This is a genomic window from Phaeobacter sp. HS011, assembly GCF_018101215.1.
GTDB classification, from domain to species: Bacteria; Pseudomonadota; Alphaproteobacteria; order Rhodobacterales; family Rhodobacteraceae; genus Phaeobacter; species Phaeobacter inhibens.
In genome coordinates this window covers 308,111-323,232 of the sequence record NZ_JAGEUF010000001.1, presented here as the reverse complement: position 1 = coordinate 323,232, position 15,122 = coordinate 308,111, and the positions used below count along the sequence as shown (strand labels likewise).

Annotated in this window: 13 protein-coding genes; 8 read left to right on the top strand and 5 right to left on the bottom strand. The window is 58.8% G+C overall.

Annotated elements, in window-relative coordinates:
• The first annotated feature begins 229 nt into the window (after positions 1-229).
• Together J4721_RS19665 and J4721_RS01505 are read left to right on the top strand one after the other, a co-directional pair.
• On the top strand, positions 230-763 hold the full coding sequence (locus J4721_RS19665; RefSeq protein WP_247655756.1) for an ATP-dependent Clp protease proteolytic subunit: 534 nt from the start codon (positions 230-232) through the stop codon (positions 761-763).
• A 110-nt stretch (positions 764-873) separates the two neighbouring features.
• Positions 874-2,022 carry a lytic murein transglycosylase gene (locus J4721_RS01505; protein WP_211001952.1) on the top strand — a complete coding sequence of 383 codons (1,149 nt, stop codon included), beginning with the start codon at positions 874-876 and terminating at the stop codon, positions 2,020-2,022.
• A 96-nt stretch (positions 2,023-2,118) separates the two neighbouring features.
• Here the strand turns inward: J4721_RS01505 and J4721_RS01500 are convergent, their stop codons facing one another.
• Positions 2,119-3,198 (bottom strand): calcium-binding protein, encoded by a 1,080-nt coding sequence (locus J4721_RS01500; protein ID WP_076620367.1) that lies wholly within the window; start codon positions 3,196-3,198, stop codon positions 2,119-2,121.
• A gap of 324 nt (positions 3,199-3,522) precedes the next feature.
• On the opposite strand from J4721_RS01500, the gene J4721_RS01495 reads away from it, so the two are divergent.
• Complete coding sequence (locus J4721_RS01495; RefSeq protein ID WP_211001951.1) at positions 3,523-4,572, top strand: DUF418 domain-containing protein; 1,050 nt, start codon at positions 3,523-3,525, stop codon at positions 4,570-4,572.
• Between the two features lie 129 nt (positions 4,573-4,701).
• On the opposite strand, the gene J4721_RS01490 is transcribed toward J4721_RS01495, so the two are convergent.
• Positions 4,702-5,355 (bottom strand): aspartate-semialdehyde dehydrogenase, encoded by a 654-nt coding sequence (locus J4721_RS01490; RefSeq protein ID WP_211001950.1) that lies wholly within the window; start codon positions 5,353-5,355, stop codon positions 4,702-4,704.
• 132 nt (positions 5,356-5,487) lie between these two features.
• Positions 5,488-6,216: a metallophosphoesterase gene (locus J4721_RS01485; protein ID WP_211001949.1), complete on the bottom strand. Its 729-nt coding sequence runs from the start codon at positions 6,214-6,216 to the stop codon at positions 5,488-5,490.
• A 127-nt stretch (positions 6,217-6,343) separates the two neighbouring features.
• On the opposite strand from J4721_RS01485, the gene J4721_RS01480 reads away from it, so the two are divergent.
• Genes J4721_RS01480 through J4721_RS01465 form a run of 4 tightly spaced genes read left to right on the top strand, consistent with a single transcriptional unit; the run spans position 6,344 to position 10,821 of the window.
• A complete protein-coding gene (locus tag J4721_RS01480) occupies positions 6,344-8,473 on the top strand; it encodes a YjbH domain-containing protein (protein WP_211001948.1) in 2,130 nt (709 codons plus the stop codon).
• On the top strand, positions 8,470-9,129 hold the full coding sequence (locus J4721_RS01475) for a YjbF family lipoprotein (RefSeq protein ID WP_211001947.1): 660 nt from the start codon (positions 8,470-8,472) through the stop codon (positions 9,127-9,129). The genes J4721_RS01480 and J4721_RS01475 overlap by 4 nt, the downstream gene beginning before the upstream one ends.
• A 34-nt stretch (positions 9,130-9,163) precedes the next feature.
• On the top strand, positions 9,164-10,537 hold the full coding sequence (locus J4721_RS01470; RefSeq protein ID WP_211001946.1) for a polysaccharide biosynthesis/export family protein: 1,374 nt from the start codon (positions 9,164-9,166) through the stop codon (positions 10,535-10,537).
• 26 nt (positions 10,538-10,563) lie between these two features.
• Positions 10,564-10,821 (top strand): hypothetical protein, encoded by a 258-nt coding sequence (locus J4721_RS01465; RefSeq protein ID WP_211001945.1) that lies wholly within the window; start codon positions 10,564-10,566, stop codon positions 10,819-10,821.
• A gap of 27 nt (positions 10,822-10,848) precedes the next feature.
• On the opposite strand, the gene J4721_RS01460 is transcribed toward J4721_RS01465, so the two are convergent.
• The gene (locus tag J4721_RS01460) at positions 10,849-12,294 is read right to left on the bottom strand and encodes a UdgX family uracil-DNA binding protein (RefSeq protein WP_211001944.1); all 1,446 of its coding nucleotides are present in this window, start codon (positions 12,292-12,294) and stop codon (positions 10,849-10,851) included.
• On the bottom strand, positions 12,294-13,529 hold the full coding sequence (locus tag J4721_RS01455) for a putative DNA modification/repair radical SAM protein (protein ID WP_211001943.1): 1,236 nt from the start codon (positions 13,527-13,529) through the stop codon (positions 12,294-12,296). Before J4721_RS01455 ends, J4721_RS01460 begins: the two co-directional genes overlap by 1 nt.
• A gap of 190 nt (positions 13,530-13,719) precedes the next feature.
• Between J4721_RS01455 and J4721_RS01450 the strand changes: the two genes are divergently transcribed.
• Entirely contained in the window at positions 13,720-15,099 is a 1,380-nt protein-coding gene (locus tag J4721_RS01450; RefSeq protein ID WP_102875440.1) for an NAD-dependent succinate-semialdehyde dehydrogenase, read from the top strand.
• Positions 15,100-15,122: the final 23 nt, after the last annotated feature.

Genomic DNA, 15,122 nt, shown 5'->3' with positions numbered 1-15,122 from the left:
AGACACCTGGCGCATATTGCGATGGGTTTTTGCAGCGCAGCTTGGATTTGCGGCTGTCTTGCTCGGAACGGATCTTGCAAAGCTTATCCCTCAGCTGGCTTGGCCCTCAACCGCGCCCGAGCTGACGGCACCGATTGGTCCCGGCGATCAGACCAGACGATACTCTCCCACACAGTTGCCAGATCGCCCGCCTGCCCCCGGCAGCCGACCACTGCCCGGCACCGAAAGCATGCCCAACAGGCTGACCTTCGCCACAGCTCAGTGGCAGGGCGAAACCGTATTGACCTTGACGGGCCGGATCTCCGAGGGCGACGCCACGCGGTTCAGCGACTATCTGGAGACGCTGGAGGCCCTGCCGTCACAGGTCTATCTCAATAGTCCGGGCGGCTCCGTCTCTGACGCTCTGACCATCGGTCGCGCCCTGCGCGCACGGGATATGAACACCGTGATGAGTGCCAGTGACATCTGCCTGTCGGCGTGCCCCTATATTTTGGCCGCTGGGGTCAGCAGGATTGCAGATGCAGACGCCATGATCGGCGTGCATCAGCATTATTTCGGACAGAATACCGTATTGCCCGCCTTTGTCGCCGTAGAGCAGATTCAGCGCGGTCAGGGTGAGGTCATGAGCTACCTTCAGGAGATGGGTGTCGATCCGCTGATGATGCAGCCAGCGCTTATGACGCCATCCGATGAAATCTACCTCCTGACCCCCGTCGAGCGGAGCACCTATCGCCTCACCACCGTTGACGGCGACCCGGAGTAGGCGGGCTGACGCCTACCCATCATGACAAGCGAATAATCGCTAGCCAAAGCCTTGCAGGGCGGCAGTGATCCGATAGGATTGTTATGACAAAACAAATGGCAGGCAGGCAGATGAACATTTCACGACGCGGCTTCGGATTGGGAGTGATGGCGCTTGGCCTCGGGGCTTGCAGCGGAGGGGGAACCAGCACATCGCTTCCGCGCACTGCCGGCGGGCTACCGGCCGATCTGCGCCCGGTGCCCAACGCGGCCTATGATGCCTGGGTTGCCGGTTTTCGCCAGCGCGCAAGCGCCGCCGGGATCAACAACAGCACTCTGAATACCGCCTTTCGCGGCGCAGGCTACCTCCCGGGAGTGATCAAACGCGACCGCAATCAGACGGAGTTCAAACGCAGCCTTGAGGATTATCTCTCTATCGCCGCCTCCGACGAACGCGTCAGCAAGGGGCGCGCAGCCTATGCCCGCCATCGCAGCACACTCAACGCCCTTGAGCAGACCTATGGTGTCGATGCCGAAATCATCACTGCAATCTGGGGTCTTGAAAGTTTCTTCGGCGAACGCCGCGGTGACGTGCCGGTCATCTCAGCCACATCGACCCTCGCTTTTGATGGCCGCCGCGGCGCCTTCTTTGAAAAGCAACTGATCGCAGCCCTTAAAATTCTGCAGAATGGCGACATTTCCGCCGCACGCATGACTGGCAGCTGGGCTGGCGCGATGGGGCATACGCAATTTATCCCTACGTCCTATCAGGCGTTTGCCGTTGATTTCACCGGCGATGGTCGTCGCGACATCTGGTCCGAAGACCCCAGCGACGCGCTGGCTTCGACCGCCGCCTATCTGGCACGCAACGGCTGGACCCGCGGATTGCGCTGGGGTCGAGAGGTGACCGGAACAGCAGCTGCCAGTGGGACCCTTATCCAACCCCAGGCAGGCGGTCCGAAGTTTGCAGTCACAAGCAACTTCCGCGCCATCAAGCGCTATAACAACTCTGACGCCTATGCGATCGGAGTCGGTCATCTCGCGGACCGTATTGGTGGGGGCGGCCCCCTGCGCAGCAGCTTTCCGCCAGACGCAAATGGTCTGACTAAGGATGATCGTATCCTGTTGCAGAAACGCCTGACAGCGAAGGGCTTTGACACCGGCGGTGCAGATGGCGTTATCGGACCAAACAGCGAAACCGCCATCCGCACCTATCAGCAAAGCCGTGGCCTACCTGCCACCGGAACTCCGTCACCGGCCCTGCTCCGCGAATTGGGCTAGGTACGTGGGAGCGAAACGGCTGACACGTTAACTATGCGCCCCTTAAACGACCATATTAGCGGTGCAATAGATATGCACCGCTAAATCTGGCTGCGATTAGAAGATGAAGTCACCTGCATCGAGATCATTGATATCAACACCAAGCAGCGTGATCGTATTACCTAGACCATCCGCAATAATTGCGTTGCTGCCGTCCTGTGTCAGATGATTATCGCGCAAGTCACTGAGATCAGAAATTTCTGAGACGCCCCGCAGGTCAATTTTCTCCGCATCACTGCGCGCCGCAAACCCGCGAATGGTGTCGTCGCCAAAATTACCCCGGAAAATGAAATAATCCGCCTGCGCGCCACCAACCAAACTGTCGTTACCATTTCCGCCAAACAACCTGTCGATCCCTGCTCCACCCAGGATTGTGTCATGGCCCGAACCGCCGACCAGACGATCGTTGCCTGAACCACCATCCAAACGATCGGCCCCGCCTTCTCCATAGACCGTGTCATGGCCTTGGGCACCAATAAGGACGTCTGCCTGTCGGCCACCCTTCATGAGGTCGGAACCCCACCCCCCACGTAGCAAGTCTTCACCACTGCCGCCGAAGAGAACATCCTGACCCGATCCGCCATTGATGGTGTCATTTCCGGAACCTCCGCGAATAGTATCGTCGCCGATGTCCCCCTGCCCCGCGGCAAAAGCGTCATCTCCGTTCATCAAGCGAACGTCATCACTGCCTACGGTGCCCGCCAGTACGTCATTTCCGTCAGTACCCACCGGCGTTTCTTGGCCTGCGATATTCATGGCATCGACGACCAGCGTTCCGGTTGAAATCCCGGCAAATTCAGCCCGGAGCAAATCAAACCCTTCAGTTATGTCAGACGGTTCGATCATCGAAAGCGAATCGAGGATAGTTTGTTTTTCAGCCGCTGTAAGCTGCTCTGAAATGAATGGCGTGTTCAGCAATTCTGCAACCTGATCAACAAGGTCTTGCCAGTTGATCGACAAAATTGCCTGCTCGGCAGCGTCGATGATGGAGAGGAATTCTCCAACGGTCAGCTGTGTTACATTGCTTGCATTGAAGGCCGCGAGCAAATCGGTGTTACCACTATAGGATACCACGCCCCCGATGTATTCGAGCCACTCTTCCAGTTCCAAAATATCGTTCAATACTGCATTCGGCATTTTTACCAATCACTCCACTATCGCCAACAAAGCGCGACCCAAACCAGAAACTTCACCGTAAACCCACCATGAGTAGACGATACTTCACACGATAAGATGTTGATAAAATTTTAGTCAAGGTTCGATTGGCTGTGTGAGCACTCACAGTTCCTTGCACTTGCGCATTCCCTTTTTAAGGTCGTTTCGAAGGCATTGAGCGCGACCCTCAGTCGTAAGCGGGCGAATACCTCGTCTGAACAAATCGGGATTACTCTACCTATTTGGGTTGAACACCAAGCGACACAGCTCATATAGTGAACGTACGTTCATTCGCCTGGAATAAATATGACCCCCACGCCCTCACCCCGTCTGCAAGGTCTGGACCTTGCACGCTATTTCGCTTTTGTCGGAATGGTCATCGTCAATTTCAAGATCGCCATGGGTGCGGAGGGCGGCACTGGTGTTGTGGCGATTTTAAGCACCGCCCTTGAGGGGCGCGCGGCTGCATGTTTTGTCGTTCTGGCCGGGATCGGGCTTGGCCTTGCATCAAACCGGTCAACAGACAGCATCGCCGCAACGACAGTCCGGCGTGCTGCATTCCTGATGGGCCTCGGAATGGTCAACATGCTGATCTTTGATGCTGATATCCTGCACTACTATGCTGTCTATTTCATGTTCGCGGCTGTCCTACTGAGGGCGCCGACACGGCTGCTCGCTTCTCTCACAGTGGTGCTAATCCTGATGTTTCCAGTGATGATATTGATCTTCAACTACGACAATGGGTGGGACTGGAAGCTCTATACCTATGCGGACCTCTGGACGATCAGAGGTTTTCTGCGCCACCTTCTGTTCAACGGATGGCACCCTGTTATACCTTGGCTCGCATTTCTGCTTGCCGGTATCCTCCTGTCTCGGATGCCATTGCAGAGCCGAAGATTCCAAATCGGCCTTATCCTCGCCGGCGCGGTAATTTACGCGGTGACCGAAGCAACCAGCGCAATCGCGGTTCAAAGTCTGCGTGAGATAGATCCTGAACTGGCAGACTTGGCGACAACACTGCCAATCCCGCCAATGCCATTCTACATGATCGCCGGGCTTTCCTCCGCCGGCATCGTGATCGGTGGATGCCTGTTGTTGACGCCGACGCTGCAACGGCTCGGCGTCGTGCAGGCACTGGCCCCCGCGGGCCGCCAGACCCTGACGCTTTATATTGCGCATATTCTCATCGGCATGGGTATTCTGGAAGAAATGAACATGTTGGAAGGTCAGACGCCTGAGACTGCCGTCTCGGCAGCCCTGCTGTTCTGCATCTGCGCGACGGGATATGCGTGGACTTGGGCACGTTTTGCAAAAAACGGCCCGATCGAAATGGTCATGCGCAGATTGGCTGGGTGATGATCCACCTTCCGCGAGGCGTTCGCGAGAGAGACCCCACCTCCGATCATCGCCGCAAGAAAGCTCCGTATTGCCAGAAAGACCCCAGCGGAATCCCCGCCACCGGAGATAACCCTCGCTAAAATCCAGTCAGGGCTTGGCCAAAGCATCAACCAGTTCAGACTTGCACATTTCGGAACGGCCGGAAACATCGCGATCCTTCGCGCGTTGGTACAGTTCAGATTTGGATCGGGCATTCAGAGCGGCCTTACTGCCCTTGGCACGACCGTTGTCATCGGTCGATTGACGGATGGCGTTCAGCAGGTCCTCCTTGGACATCTCCGAGCGCCCGTCGATCCCCAAGTCCTGCGCCCGCTCATACAGCATGTCGTAGGTCGGGCCGGTCTCCATTATCTGCGCAACTTTGTCTTGGACGTCGTCAGGTTGATCCGAAAACTGCTCGCTCCCATCATGTGTATCGCTCTGTTTCTTCGCGGTTGAGCGCCGGTATTCGTCTTCAGTCAGAACCATCCGAACGTCCTTGGGGAGGTAGCGCTCGCCGGTGTCGCTGCTTTTGGCGCCAGATTTGGTTCCCCAATCCTCTTCACTCCATTGATTGAGATCGGTCTCGTCCTGATCGGGGCCCTTATCTGCGTAGGTCCCGCCACGTCGTTTGTACATTTGCACGGCCAGCTGGGCCTTTCGGGCGGACCATTCCCCCGGCTCACCGCCCTTATCGCTTTGCGTGATCTCTTTCTTGACCTCCTGCCAGAGCTCCGGATTATTCTTCTTAGCTGTCGTCATTGACCTCTCCTCCCGATGCCGTTGCAATCAGTAATCAGCCTGGCCAAGAAAGGCGCGCGCCCCTCTCCCCACGCGGGTTTGATGAGGAACGCGCCAGCCGTCTTTCCGTTCCGCGAAATGAGCAGATCCGCATCAAGTCGAGATGAACGTAACCTGCCCGCGATCAATCTCTGCCGCCGTCAGACGGCCGGTGGCAAATGCGCCAGTATCCAATGCGATCCGCCCCTCGGCGACGGTCGGCTCTTTCATGATCCAATGGCCGTGCACGACCCAGATATCATCCTCACGACGCAGGCGGCGCGTATCGGGGCGCCCCCACACCAGCGCCTGCCGAAACTGAGCTGTCAACGGCGCTTCGGGATCGGCACCTGCATGGGCCATGAAGACATTGCCAGACTGGCAACAGGCCGGCAGAGTCTCCAGCCACGTAATCATTTCGGCGCCCATCGCCGCGCGAAGTGTACGCGCAGCGCTTTCAAGATCGGCTTTGGAGGATTGTTCCGAAACCCCACCCACACCAAAGCTCGCCAGCGTCTGCAATCCGCCATTACGCAGCCAGACCTCCGCGTTCGGGATTGGATCCGCCAGAAACTCAAGCAACATCGCCTCATGATTGCCGGTCAAGGCGGTAATATCAGGCCGTGCCATCAGTCGCTTCAAAACCGCTGCACTCTGCTCTCCCCGGTCGATATAATCCCCAAGGCAGACAACAGGCAGATCAGGATCTAGTTGCGTCAGAAGTTTGGCCAGAAGGTCGTCACAGCCATGGATATCTCCGATCACATAAAAGCGCAGCTCTGGGTTGAGAGCCACGAAATCTTGCGATTTTCCCTGAACTCCGGTAATTAACTTTTTGAACATAATCGCTGCTCCCTGGGGGCCTGACGCTGTTTCAACCGGCAAATCTGCGGGTTTAGTGTTAGGCGGGGTTGGGGGCAGTGTGAAGAAGCACCACCAAAAAAGGTGGGCACGACGAGGCTGGGTGGGAATGCGGGTACACGCAATTCTTCTGATTGGCTGTCTGAGCACGCTCAGCGGCCCGCTGGGTGCAATCCGTGCACCAGCTCAAACTCTGTCGACCTATGGAACCCCGGGATTGGTTGATATGCCAACTGCGGAGGTTCTGCCGGATGGAACGCTGGCGCTGACCACCTCGAACTTCGACAACACCAGCCGGAATACCCTGACGTTTCAGATGTTGCCGAATGTCTACGGCAGTTTTCGCTACAGTTTTTTGCGGGACTTTGATGCCGGGGTGGGCCTCAGCCGCTATGATCGCAGCTTTGACGTTCACTTTCAGCTGCGCCGGGAGACCGCTGCCGGGCCTGCCATCGCCGTTGGCCTGCGCGATTTCGGAGGCACCGGCGTCTATGCCAGCGAATACCTTGTCGCGACAAAACACGTGACACCAGATGTCACCGTCACCGGCGGGATCGGATGGGGGCGGCTGGCCGGACGCGGGGGGCAGCGCAATCCGCTGACCGCACTGAACGGGCGGTTTGACACCCGCGAAGATTCAAACGCCGGCGGCATATCGACGACCGGCCAGCTGGATTTCGGCAATTGGTTTAGGGGCGACGCTGCCCTTTTCGGTGGTCTGCGCTGGGATGTGACCCCGCACTGGTCTGTGATGGCGGAATATTCCTCCGACATCTATTCAGCGGAGGCTCAACGCGGGCTGAGCGATGTTCGCGCCCCCTTCAATATCGGTGCATCCTATCGGTTTGACAATGGTGTGACCCTGGGCGGATCATATCTGAATGGCTCAGCACTTGCTGTGCAGCTCAGCTATGCCTTTGACCCGCGCCGCGCCGCAGCACCCGGCGGTCAGGGCGCAGCAGCGCCGGCCTTGAAGCCAGCCGAACAGGTGGCGCTGGCGAGTTGGAATCTCGCCCAAGGCGGGACTAACGGATCACAATCGCCCCGGCTGAACGATGTCCTGAAATCCCAGCTGGAGGCGGAGGGCCTTCGGCTGATCAACTTTGAGCGCGAAGGCGCCAGCGCGCGCATTACGGTAGAAAATTTGCGTTACGGCGCGGCCGCACAGGCGGTCGGGCGCACGACCCGCGTCATGGCCAATACTCTGCCGCCCCATTTGCAGCAATTTGAGGTGACGCTCGCTGAGAACGGGTTGCCCACAACCCGTATCAAGAGCCAGCGCAGCGATCTCTACGAGCTGGAGGGTGATCTGGATGAAGCTTGGCGCAGCCTCGCCCGCACTGAAATCGAAGACGCCCCGGAACGCATCGCTGTTGATCAGGAGATAGACGCCTTTCCCCGCTTCACCTATCGCTTTGGGCCCTATACGCAACTCTCCTTCTTTGATCCGGATGAGCCGCTGCGCTACGAGATCGGCGCGGAGCTGAAAGCCACCTACCAGCCTGCACCCGGCTGGACCTTTGCCGGTCAGTTGCGTCAGCCAGTCATTGGCAACCTTGATTCCTCGGCCCGCCCTTCGAACTCCGTCTTGCCCCGGGTCCGCTCAGACTGGGCGCGCTATGCCTCTGAATCCGACCTTCGTCTCAGCCATTTGACCGCTGACTACAGTTGGCGGCCCGGTCAGGATCTGTTTGCCCGCGTCACAGCAGGCTATCTTGAGCAGATGTTTGGCGGCATCTCAGCGGAGCTGCTCTGGTTTCCGGTTGGCAGCAACCTCGCGCTTGGAGCGGAGCTGAATTATGCCAGACAGCGGGATTTCGATGTCCAGTTCGGGTTCCAGGACTACGACGTTATGACCGGCCATGCCTCCGTCTACTACAAAACCCGCGGCGACTATCATGTTCAGGTTGATATGGGCCGGTATCTTGCCGGCGACTGGGGCACCACGGTTACGGTTGATCGTGAGTTCAACAACGGATTCAAAGTCGGCGCATTTGCAACGCTGACAGACGCGTCTTACGAAGAATTTGGCGAGGGCTCCTTTGACAAAGGCATTCGTGTTGAGGTGCCGGTTGCCTGGCTCACCGGAAAACCCTCCCGACGCAGCATCACACAGGTCATCCGCCCAGTTCTGCGGGATGGCGGTGCCCGCCTGAACGTACAGACACGCCTCTATGACAAGGTCCGCGACAGCCGTGGGCGGGCGCTTGCTGCACAATGGGGGCGCTACGCCAGATGATAAACGCGCGACGCCTCCACCGGATCACCCGTGCCATTGCGACCCTCGCCTACCTGAGCACTGGGGCCTGCACGAATGATGAACGCGAGATCCTGACGGCAGAGCAGTTGACACGAGGACTTTCTGAACAGACGACAGCCCGCGCCGCCATATTGGCCAACGCGGGTGTAGAGCAGATGCAGGTCCGCTTTCTCAAGACCGGAAGAAGCGGTGTCATGCTGCAGGAAATCCGCCGCGCCGGGCTGGTCACGTGGCTGTCCTCCGATGGGGCGAGCCTGCAGACGGACAAGGGGCTGCTGCGCGCAACCCGTGGTTTCGGCGCGGGCCTGATGGCTGTGGACTTGGAGCAGTCTCATCACCGCATTTTTGCACATGCAGAAGGTCCGACAGAGCGATTTCACAGCTATCTGACCGGTAATGACGAGACTGAGACACGAACTTACCACTGCGACATCAAGGATCGCGGCAACCGCAAGCTGACCATTGTCGGCCAGGACATCACGACTCGCCTGATCGCCGAAAGCTGTGTCAACCCGGACCAGAGCTTCCTGAACCTCTATTGGCTACGAGCAACCGATAACAAGCTCATCCAGAGCCGCCAGTGGACCGGACCGTATCTCGGCACAATGACAACACGGCTGCAGGTGACACCATGACCCGCACCATCCCACCCCGACCGGAGGAAAGACCTTGCGCCTGATTTCCATGATCTGCTGCGCCACCCTTGCGCTGGCAGGATGTTCAACCGTCTATCGCAGCTCAGACGTCATTCCCGGCGCGGGGGATGGCACGCAGGTGCGTGTGGTGCCGCTGAATGGCGAAACCGTAACGCAAGCCAATCGTGCCCCCTATGCTCCGCAATCCCTTCCGGAGGCTTATGCCCGCACCGCTGGAACCGGCGCGGGTGTTTCTATTCGCGGCGCGGGGCGACTGCCAGAGGCGCCATCCACTCAGGAGGGCCTTCGCAATCAGCGCCTTGCCCTGAAGCGTCCTCCGGCGGTCCCCGAGATGTCCTACCAGATCGGGGTCGGCGATGTCGTCATGCTGGCAACGCCCACGACGCGCAACACCCTGGAAGAGCTGACCGGACTGCTGGCGGCGCAGAACAGCCGCAATGGCTACACCGTCCAGGATGACGGATCGGTCAACATCCCCGATGTCGGGCGCGTGCGCATTGCGGGCCTGACGATTGAGGATGCAGAGGAACTGCTGTTCCAGAAACTGGTCGAAGCCCAGTTTGACCCGACCTTCAGCCTCGAAATAGCCGAGTTCAACTCGCGCCGCGTCTCTGTCGGCGGAGCTGTTGGAAAGCCCGGTGTTCTGCCCATCACCCTGACGCCGCTCTACCTCAGCGAAGCGCTGGCCGCCGCGGGCAGCGTATCCGTACCGGATATCGACGTCAGCTCTGTCAGGATTTATCGCAACGGCAAACTCTACCAAATCCCACTCACGGATTTTTACGCCAGCCCCGATCTGCAAAACACACGCCTCATCTCCGGTGATGCAGTGTTTGTTGATACAGATTTCAATCTCAACCGCGCTGAGCGGTTTTTTGAACAGCAGATACGCCTGAAGCAGACAACACTCGCCGCCCGCGCGCAGGAGCTGAGCGAGCTGAACACCGCGATCTCCCTGCGCCGCAGCGATTACGCAGAACAACGCAGCACCTTTGAAGCACGCGAAGCCCTTGGCGCGAATAACCGTGACTATGTCTATCTGACCGGCGAGGTCGACAAACAGACCCGTTATCCCCTGCCTTACGAACGACAGGCCTCGCTGGCTGATGCGCTGTATGATGCTGGTGGTGGGATTGCCCGCGAAACCGGTGATGTCTCGCAGGTCTACGTGCTGCGCGCCTCCAGCGACCCGCGGGAATTTGGTGCGGTGACCGCCTGGCATCTGAATGCCAGCAGTGCGGCCAACCTGACACTTGCAACGAAATTCCAGTTGCGACCAGACGATGTGATCTTTGTTGCCGAAAACCCGGTCACCAAATGGGGCCGTACCCTGCGACAGATCACCCCGTCCCTGATCACAACACCCGTCGCGGCGGCGGTAAACTGATTGGACACACGGCGAAAGGATATCTCATGCGCACGATCCTGAGCTGCGCCCTTGCCCTCCTGCTTATTGCGGGCTCCGGTCTGGCGCAGACTGCAAAGACCTCGGATGACCAATTGGACTGCGAGGATGAGCGCAACGCGGAAGAGGGCGAGTGTCTCTTGTTCATTGAACCGGTTGCAGGTCAATTTGCGCCAATGATAGCGCCTGCTATCGGTCTTCTGGGTCTGGCGCTGGTCGCAGGCCTCGGCTCCTCAAGCTCGACCAGCACCACAAGCACGGACTAGGGTCAGGGCCCCTAGCCGCGTCCATCTTCAAGGCTCGATCAAGGTCTCGCGCTGCACCAACCAATCTGCCGCCAACCGCAGGTCTGCGCGCAGATCCTCCGTCGCACGCTCGCGCAGGTAGCGATCAGGCACCCGAAGCAGATAAGATGGATGCAAAGTGATCAAAACCGGCGTCCCGTCAACGCGGCGCTCAATCGTCCCACGCCGCTGCAGGATATCCTTGCCTGACCCCAGCAATGCCTCCGCCGCTGTCGCGCCAAGCGCAAGGATCAGCTTTGGTCGAACCTGATCCAGTTCTGCCCGGAGCCAGACCTGGCAATGGCGGATTTCCGATCCATTTGGCTGTTGATGCAGCCGTTTGCGCCCCCTCGGCAGAAACTTAAAGTGTTTCACCGCATTGGTTACATAGGCCGCCTCCCGCGGGAGCCCGGCTTCAGTTGCCAATTGATCAAATAGCTGTCCGGCAGGGCCCACAAATGGCCGCCCCACCAGATCCTCCTGGTCACCGGGCTGTTCGCCAACAATCATCAGATCCGCATCTGTCGGCCCTTCGCCGGGAACTGCCTGGGTGGCTGGGCCATGCAATGGGCAGCGTGTGCAACTGTTGATTGCGGCTGGCAATTCAGCTGCTGGTCCCTGCCAATGGGGGTTTGCCTCAGGCAATCGGGCCTGCACGCGTGCAGCGCGCAGCGGTGGCAAGGTGGGTGCCGCTTCCGCCATCGCGCGCGCCCTGGCAGGGGCTGTGGCAATCAACTCCGGAATGGCGGCGGCCTCGGGCATATTCTTCCAGTATTTCTTGGGCATCTCCGACTGCATGGCCTGAACTTTCAGCCGCGCTGGATTGAAAATATTGCGAAAATAGGTGATCCAGAGCTGTTCGCTGGCATCCTGCGGCAGTTCAGGCCGGGGGTGTCCGGGTTCAAACCGCAGCTCGCCACCCTCAAATATCGCTGCAACATCCGGCGTCAGAATACGCCAGTCCATATCGGCAAAGCGCCGGGCGAAGAATGTCGCCGTCGGCTCCACCGTGTGATGTGTCGGCTCGAACCACGCCGCGAAAGACCGTCGCGGCGCATCAGCATTGCCCAACTCACGAAACCGGACGAAGGCTTTCATCTTGTGCTGGCACCGCGACACAGCTTTTTCCATCTGCCGCAACCGGGCCAAATCCGCATCACCGCGATCACTCATCAGACCACGCTCTGCCCGCAGCCGCCACAGAAATGCGTAGAGCCGGGAGAACCGGCTCGGATCACTGTGCCAGACCACCTTGTCCGCCAGGGCGACAAAGCCGCGCGGCACCTGGATGTCGCCAATGGGCAGGGGCCGGGCCTGTGAGGCAAACAGATCCGGCGCCGTGCCGTCGCTGTTCCAGAGGATTGCCTCAGGCGGAATACCCTGCGCCAGAAACCCCCGCGCGGCACGGCGCCAGGCCTCCGCTGTGCCGATCACAGGCATTTCAGCATGGTACATCAGAACAAGGCCAGCTGTTCTGGTGGCGGTGCAAACTGCGCCCGCAAATCGACGCTGTCCGTCAGCCGACCCGGTGTCCAGCCACCCGCCACGACAAAGGCCCGTGCCTTCTTCATTGAGGCCCCGATGCGCAAAAGATCTTCATATCGCAGCGACCGGTGCCGCCTGGTACTCAGGATGCGGTTCACCGTCTTCACGCCAAACCCCGGCACCCGCAACAACATCTCCCGGCTGGCACGGTTCACATCCAACGGGTACATTTCACGATGGGCCAGCGCCCAGGCTAATTTGGGGTCTATATGGAGATCCAGATTGCCATCCGGCGTCACCGAGGTGATCTCATCAAGCTGGAAATCATAAAACCGCAGTAACCAATCCGCCTGATACAAACGGTGCTCGCGCTGCAATGGCGGGGATATCAGCGGCAGCTTGGCCGAGCTGTCGGGGATGGGGGAGAACGCAGAATAATAAACCCGCTTCAGTTTGTAACTGGAATAAAGCCGGGTCGACTGCCCCAGCACCATCGCATCGTTTGAGCCATCCGCCCCGATGATCATCTGCGTGGACTGCCCTGCCGGGGCAAACCGTGGCGGGCGACGGCCCGTATGGCTGCGATCCTTGGCAGCTTCCTTGCGCAAGCGCACATCGCCCATTGCCTTGCGGATCTGCCCGGGGTCCTTCTCCGGCGCATGTTCGCGCACTGCCGCATCACTCGGCATCTCGACGTTGATCGACAGGCGATCCGCCAGCAGGCCTGCCTCAGCAATCAGCTCCGGCGCTGCATCTGGAATGGTCTTGAGATGGATATAACCGCGAAAATTCTCCTCTTGCCGCAGCTTGCGCGCGATCTGAACCATTTCCGACATCGTCGCGTCCGGGGACCGGATGATCCCTGATGACAGAAACAGACCCTCGATATAGTTGCGCCGGTAGAATTCGATGGTCAGCTTCACAACCTCGTCCACCGTAAACCGTGCGCGCGGTACATTCGAGGACACCCGATTCACACAATATGTGCAATCATAGATGCAGAAGTTGGTCATCAGGATCTTCAGCAGACTGATACAGCGCCCGTCCGGCGCATAGGCGTGGCAGATCCCCGTCCCCTCGTTTGAGCCCAACCCCTTTCCATCGCGTGAGTCGCGTTTGGTTGAGCCTGAAGACGCACAGGAGGCATCATATTTGGCAGCATCACTTAGGATGGCGAGTTTTTGATCCAGTGTCTGTCGAGTCATTTGTTCTATATATGTTCTCATCAGATGGAAGGCAATCCGAGTTGCAACTCACCCGTCGGCCGATCCGGCAGAAGATCGGCTGCGACCTCACGTCCCCGCGATTGCCGGGAACCCAAACGCCGACGCTACGTTGTGCCTGCAAGAGACAGGCAGAGGCATCCCTCTCTGCCGATAGAACGAAAGGCCAATCATGTCCGATACAGTCACAACCGTGAATCCCACCACTGGCAAGACACTCGACACCTATAACGTGCTCAGCGGCAAGGCGCTGGAAGACGCCGTGCAACGCTGCCACGATGCATTTCTGGATTGGCGGCTGACCTCGGTGGAGGATCGCGCAAACACCATCAAAGCAATTGGCGCTGCCCTGCGCGACCGCAAGGATGAGCTTGCTGAACTGATGACGAAAGAAATGGGTAAATTGCTGAAGCAGAGCCACCAGGAAATCGATCTCTGCGCAGCGATCTGTGACTATAGCGCGGCCGAGGCGCCCGCTGCTTTCGCCCCTGAAGAACGCGAGATCGAGGGTGGCGAGAAAGGGCACATCTTCTACTCGCCCATCGGCGTTGTATATGGCATCCAGCCTTGGAACTTTCCCGCCTATCAAGTTGTCCGCTATTCGATTGCGAGCCTGATTGCTGGGAACGGCGTGCTGCTGAAACATGCCTCCAATGTGACAGGCTCGGGTCAGATGCTCCAGGAAATCTATGAGGCAGCGGGCCTCCCGAAGGGCTTGTTTCAGGCGCTGGTGATTTCCCATGATCAATCAGATACTTTGATCAGCCATGATCTGGTGCGCGGTGTTACCCTGACCGGCAGTGATGGCGCGGGCCGTAAGGTCGGTGCCAAGGCCGCGGAGGCCGTGAAGAAAACGGTTCTGGAGCTGGGGTCCAACGATGCCTACATCGTGCTGGAGGATGCCGATATCGATGCCGCCGTCCAGACCTGCGTCACTGGCCGGACCTACAACAATGGTGAGACCTGTATTGCCGCCAAGCGTTTTATCGTGGTGGATGCCATCTACGACCAGTTCCGCGACGCCTATGTCGCGGCGATGAAACAGGTCACCCCCGGTGACCCGATGGGGGAAGATGCCGACATCGGACCGATGGCACGAAAGGATCTGCGGGACGATCTTCATCAGCAGGTGAAAGACAGTCTCGAAGGTGGTGCCAAACTGCTTTGCGGTGGTGAGATGCCCGATACCGATGGGTTCTTCTACCCGGCCACCGTTCTTGAGAATGTGGCCCCCGGTCAACCGGCCTATGATGATGAGCTGTTCGGCCCAGTCGCCGCATTAATCCGCGCGCAGGATGCAGACGACGCCATGCGCATCGCCAATGACAGCCGCTTTGGCCTCGGGGGCGGCATCATGACGAAGGACACTGAGAAGGCGGTTGCCCTCGCCCGCGATCACTTCGACACCGGCATGGTATTCATCAACGGGTTTGGTCTCGCGATCCCCAATATGCCCTTTGGCGGTGTCAAAGATTCCGGTTATGGCCGGGAACACGGTGGCTTTGGCATGAAGGAATTCGTGAACGTTAAATCAGTCATGGTGATGGGCTAACCACATGAGGGTCGCCTGCCCCC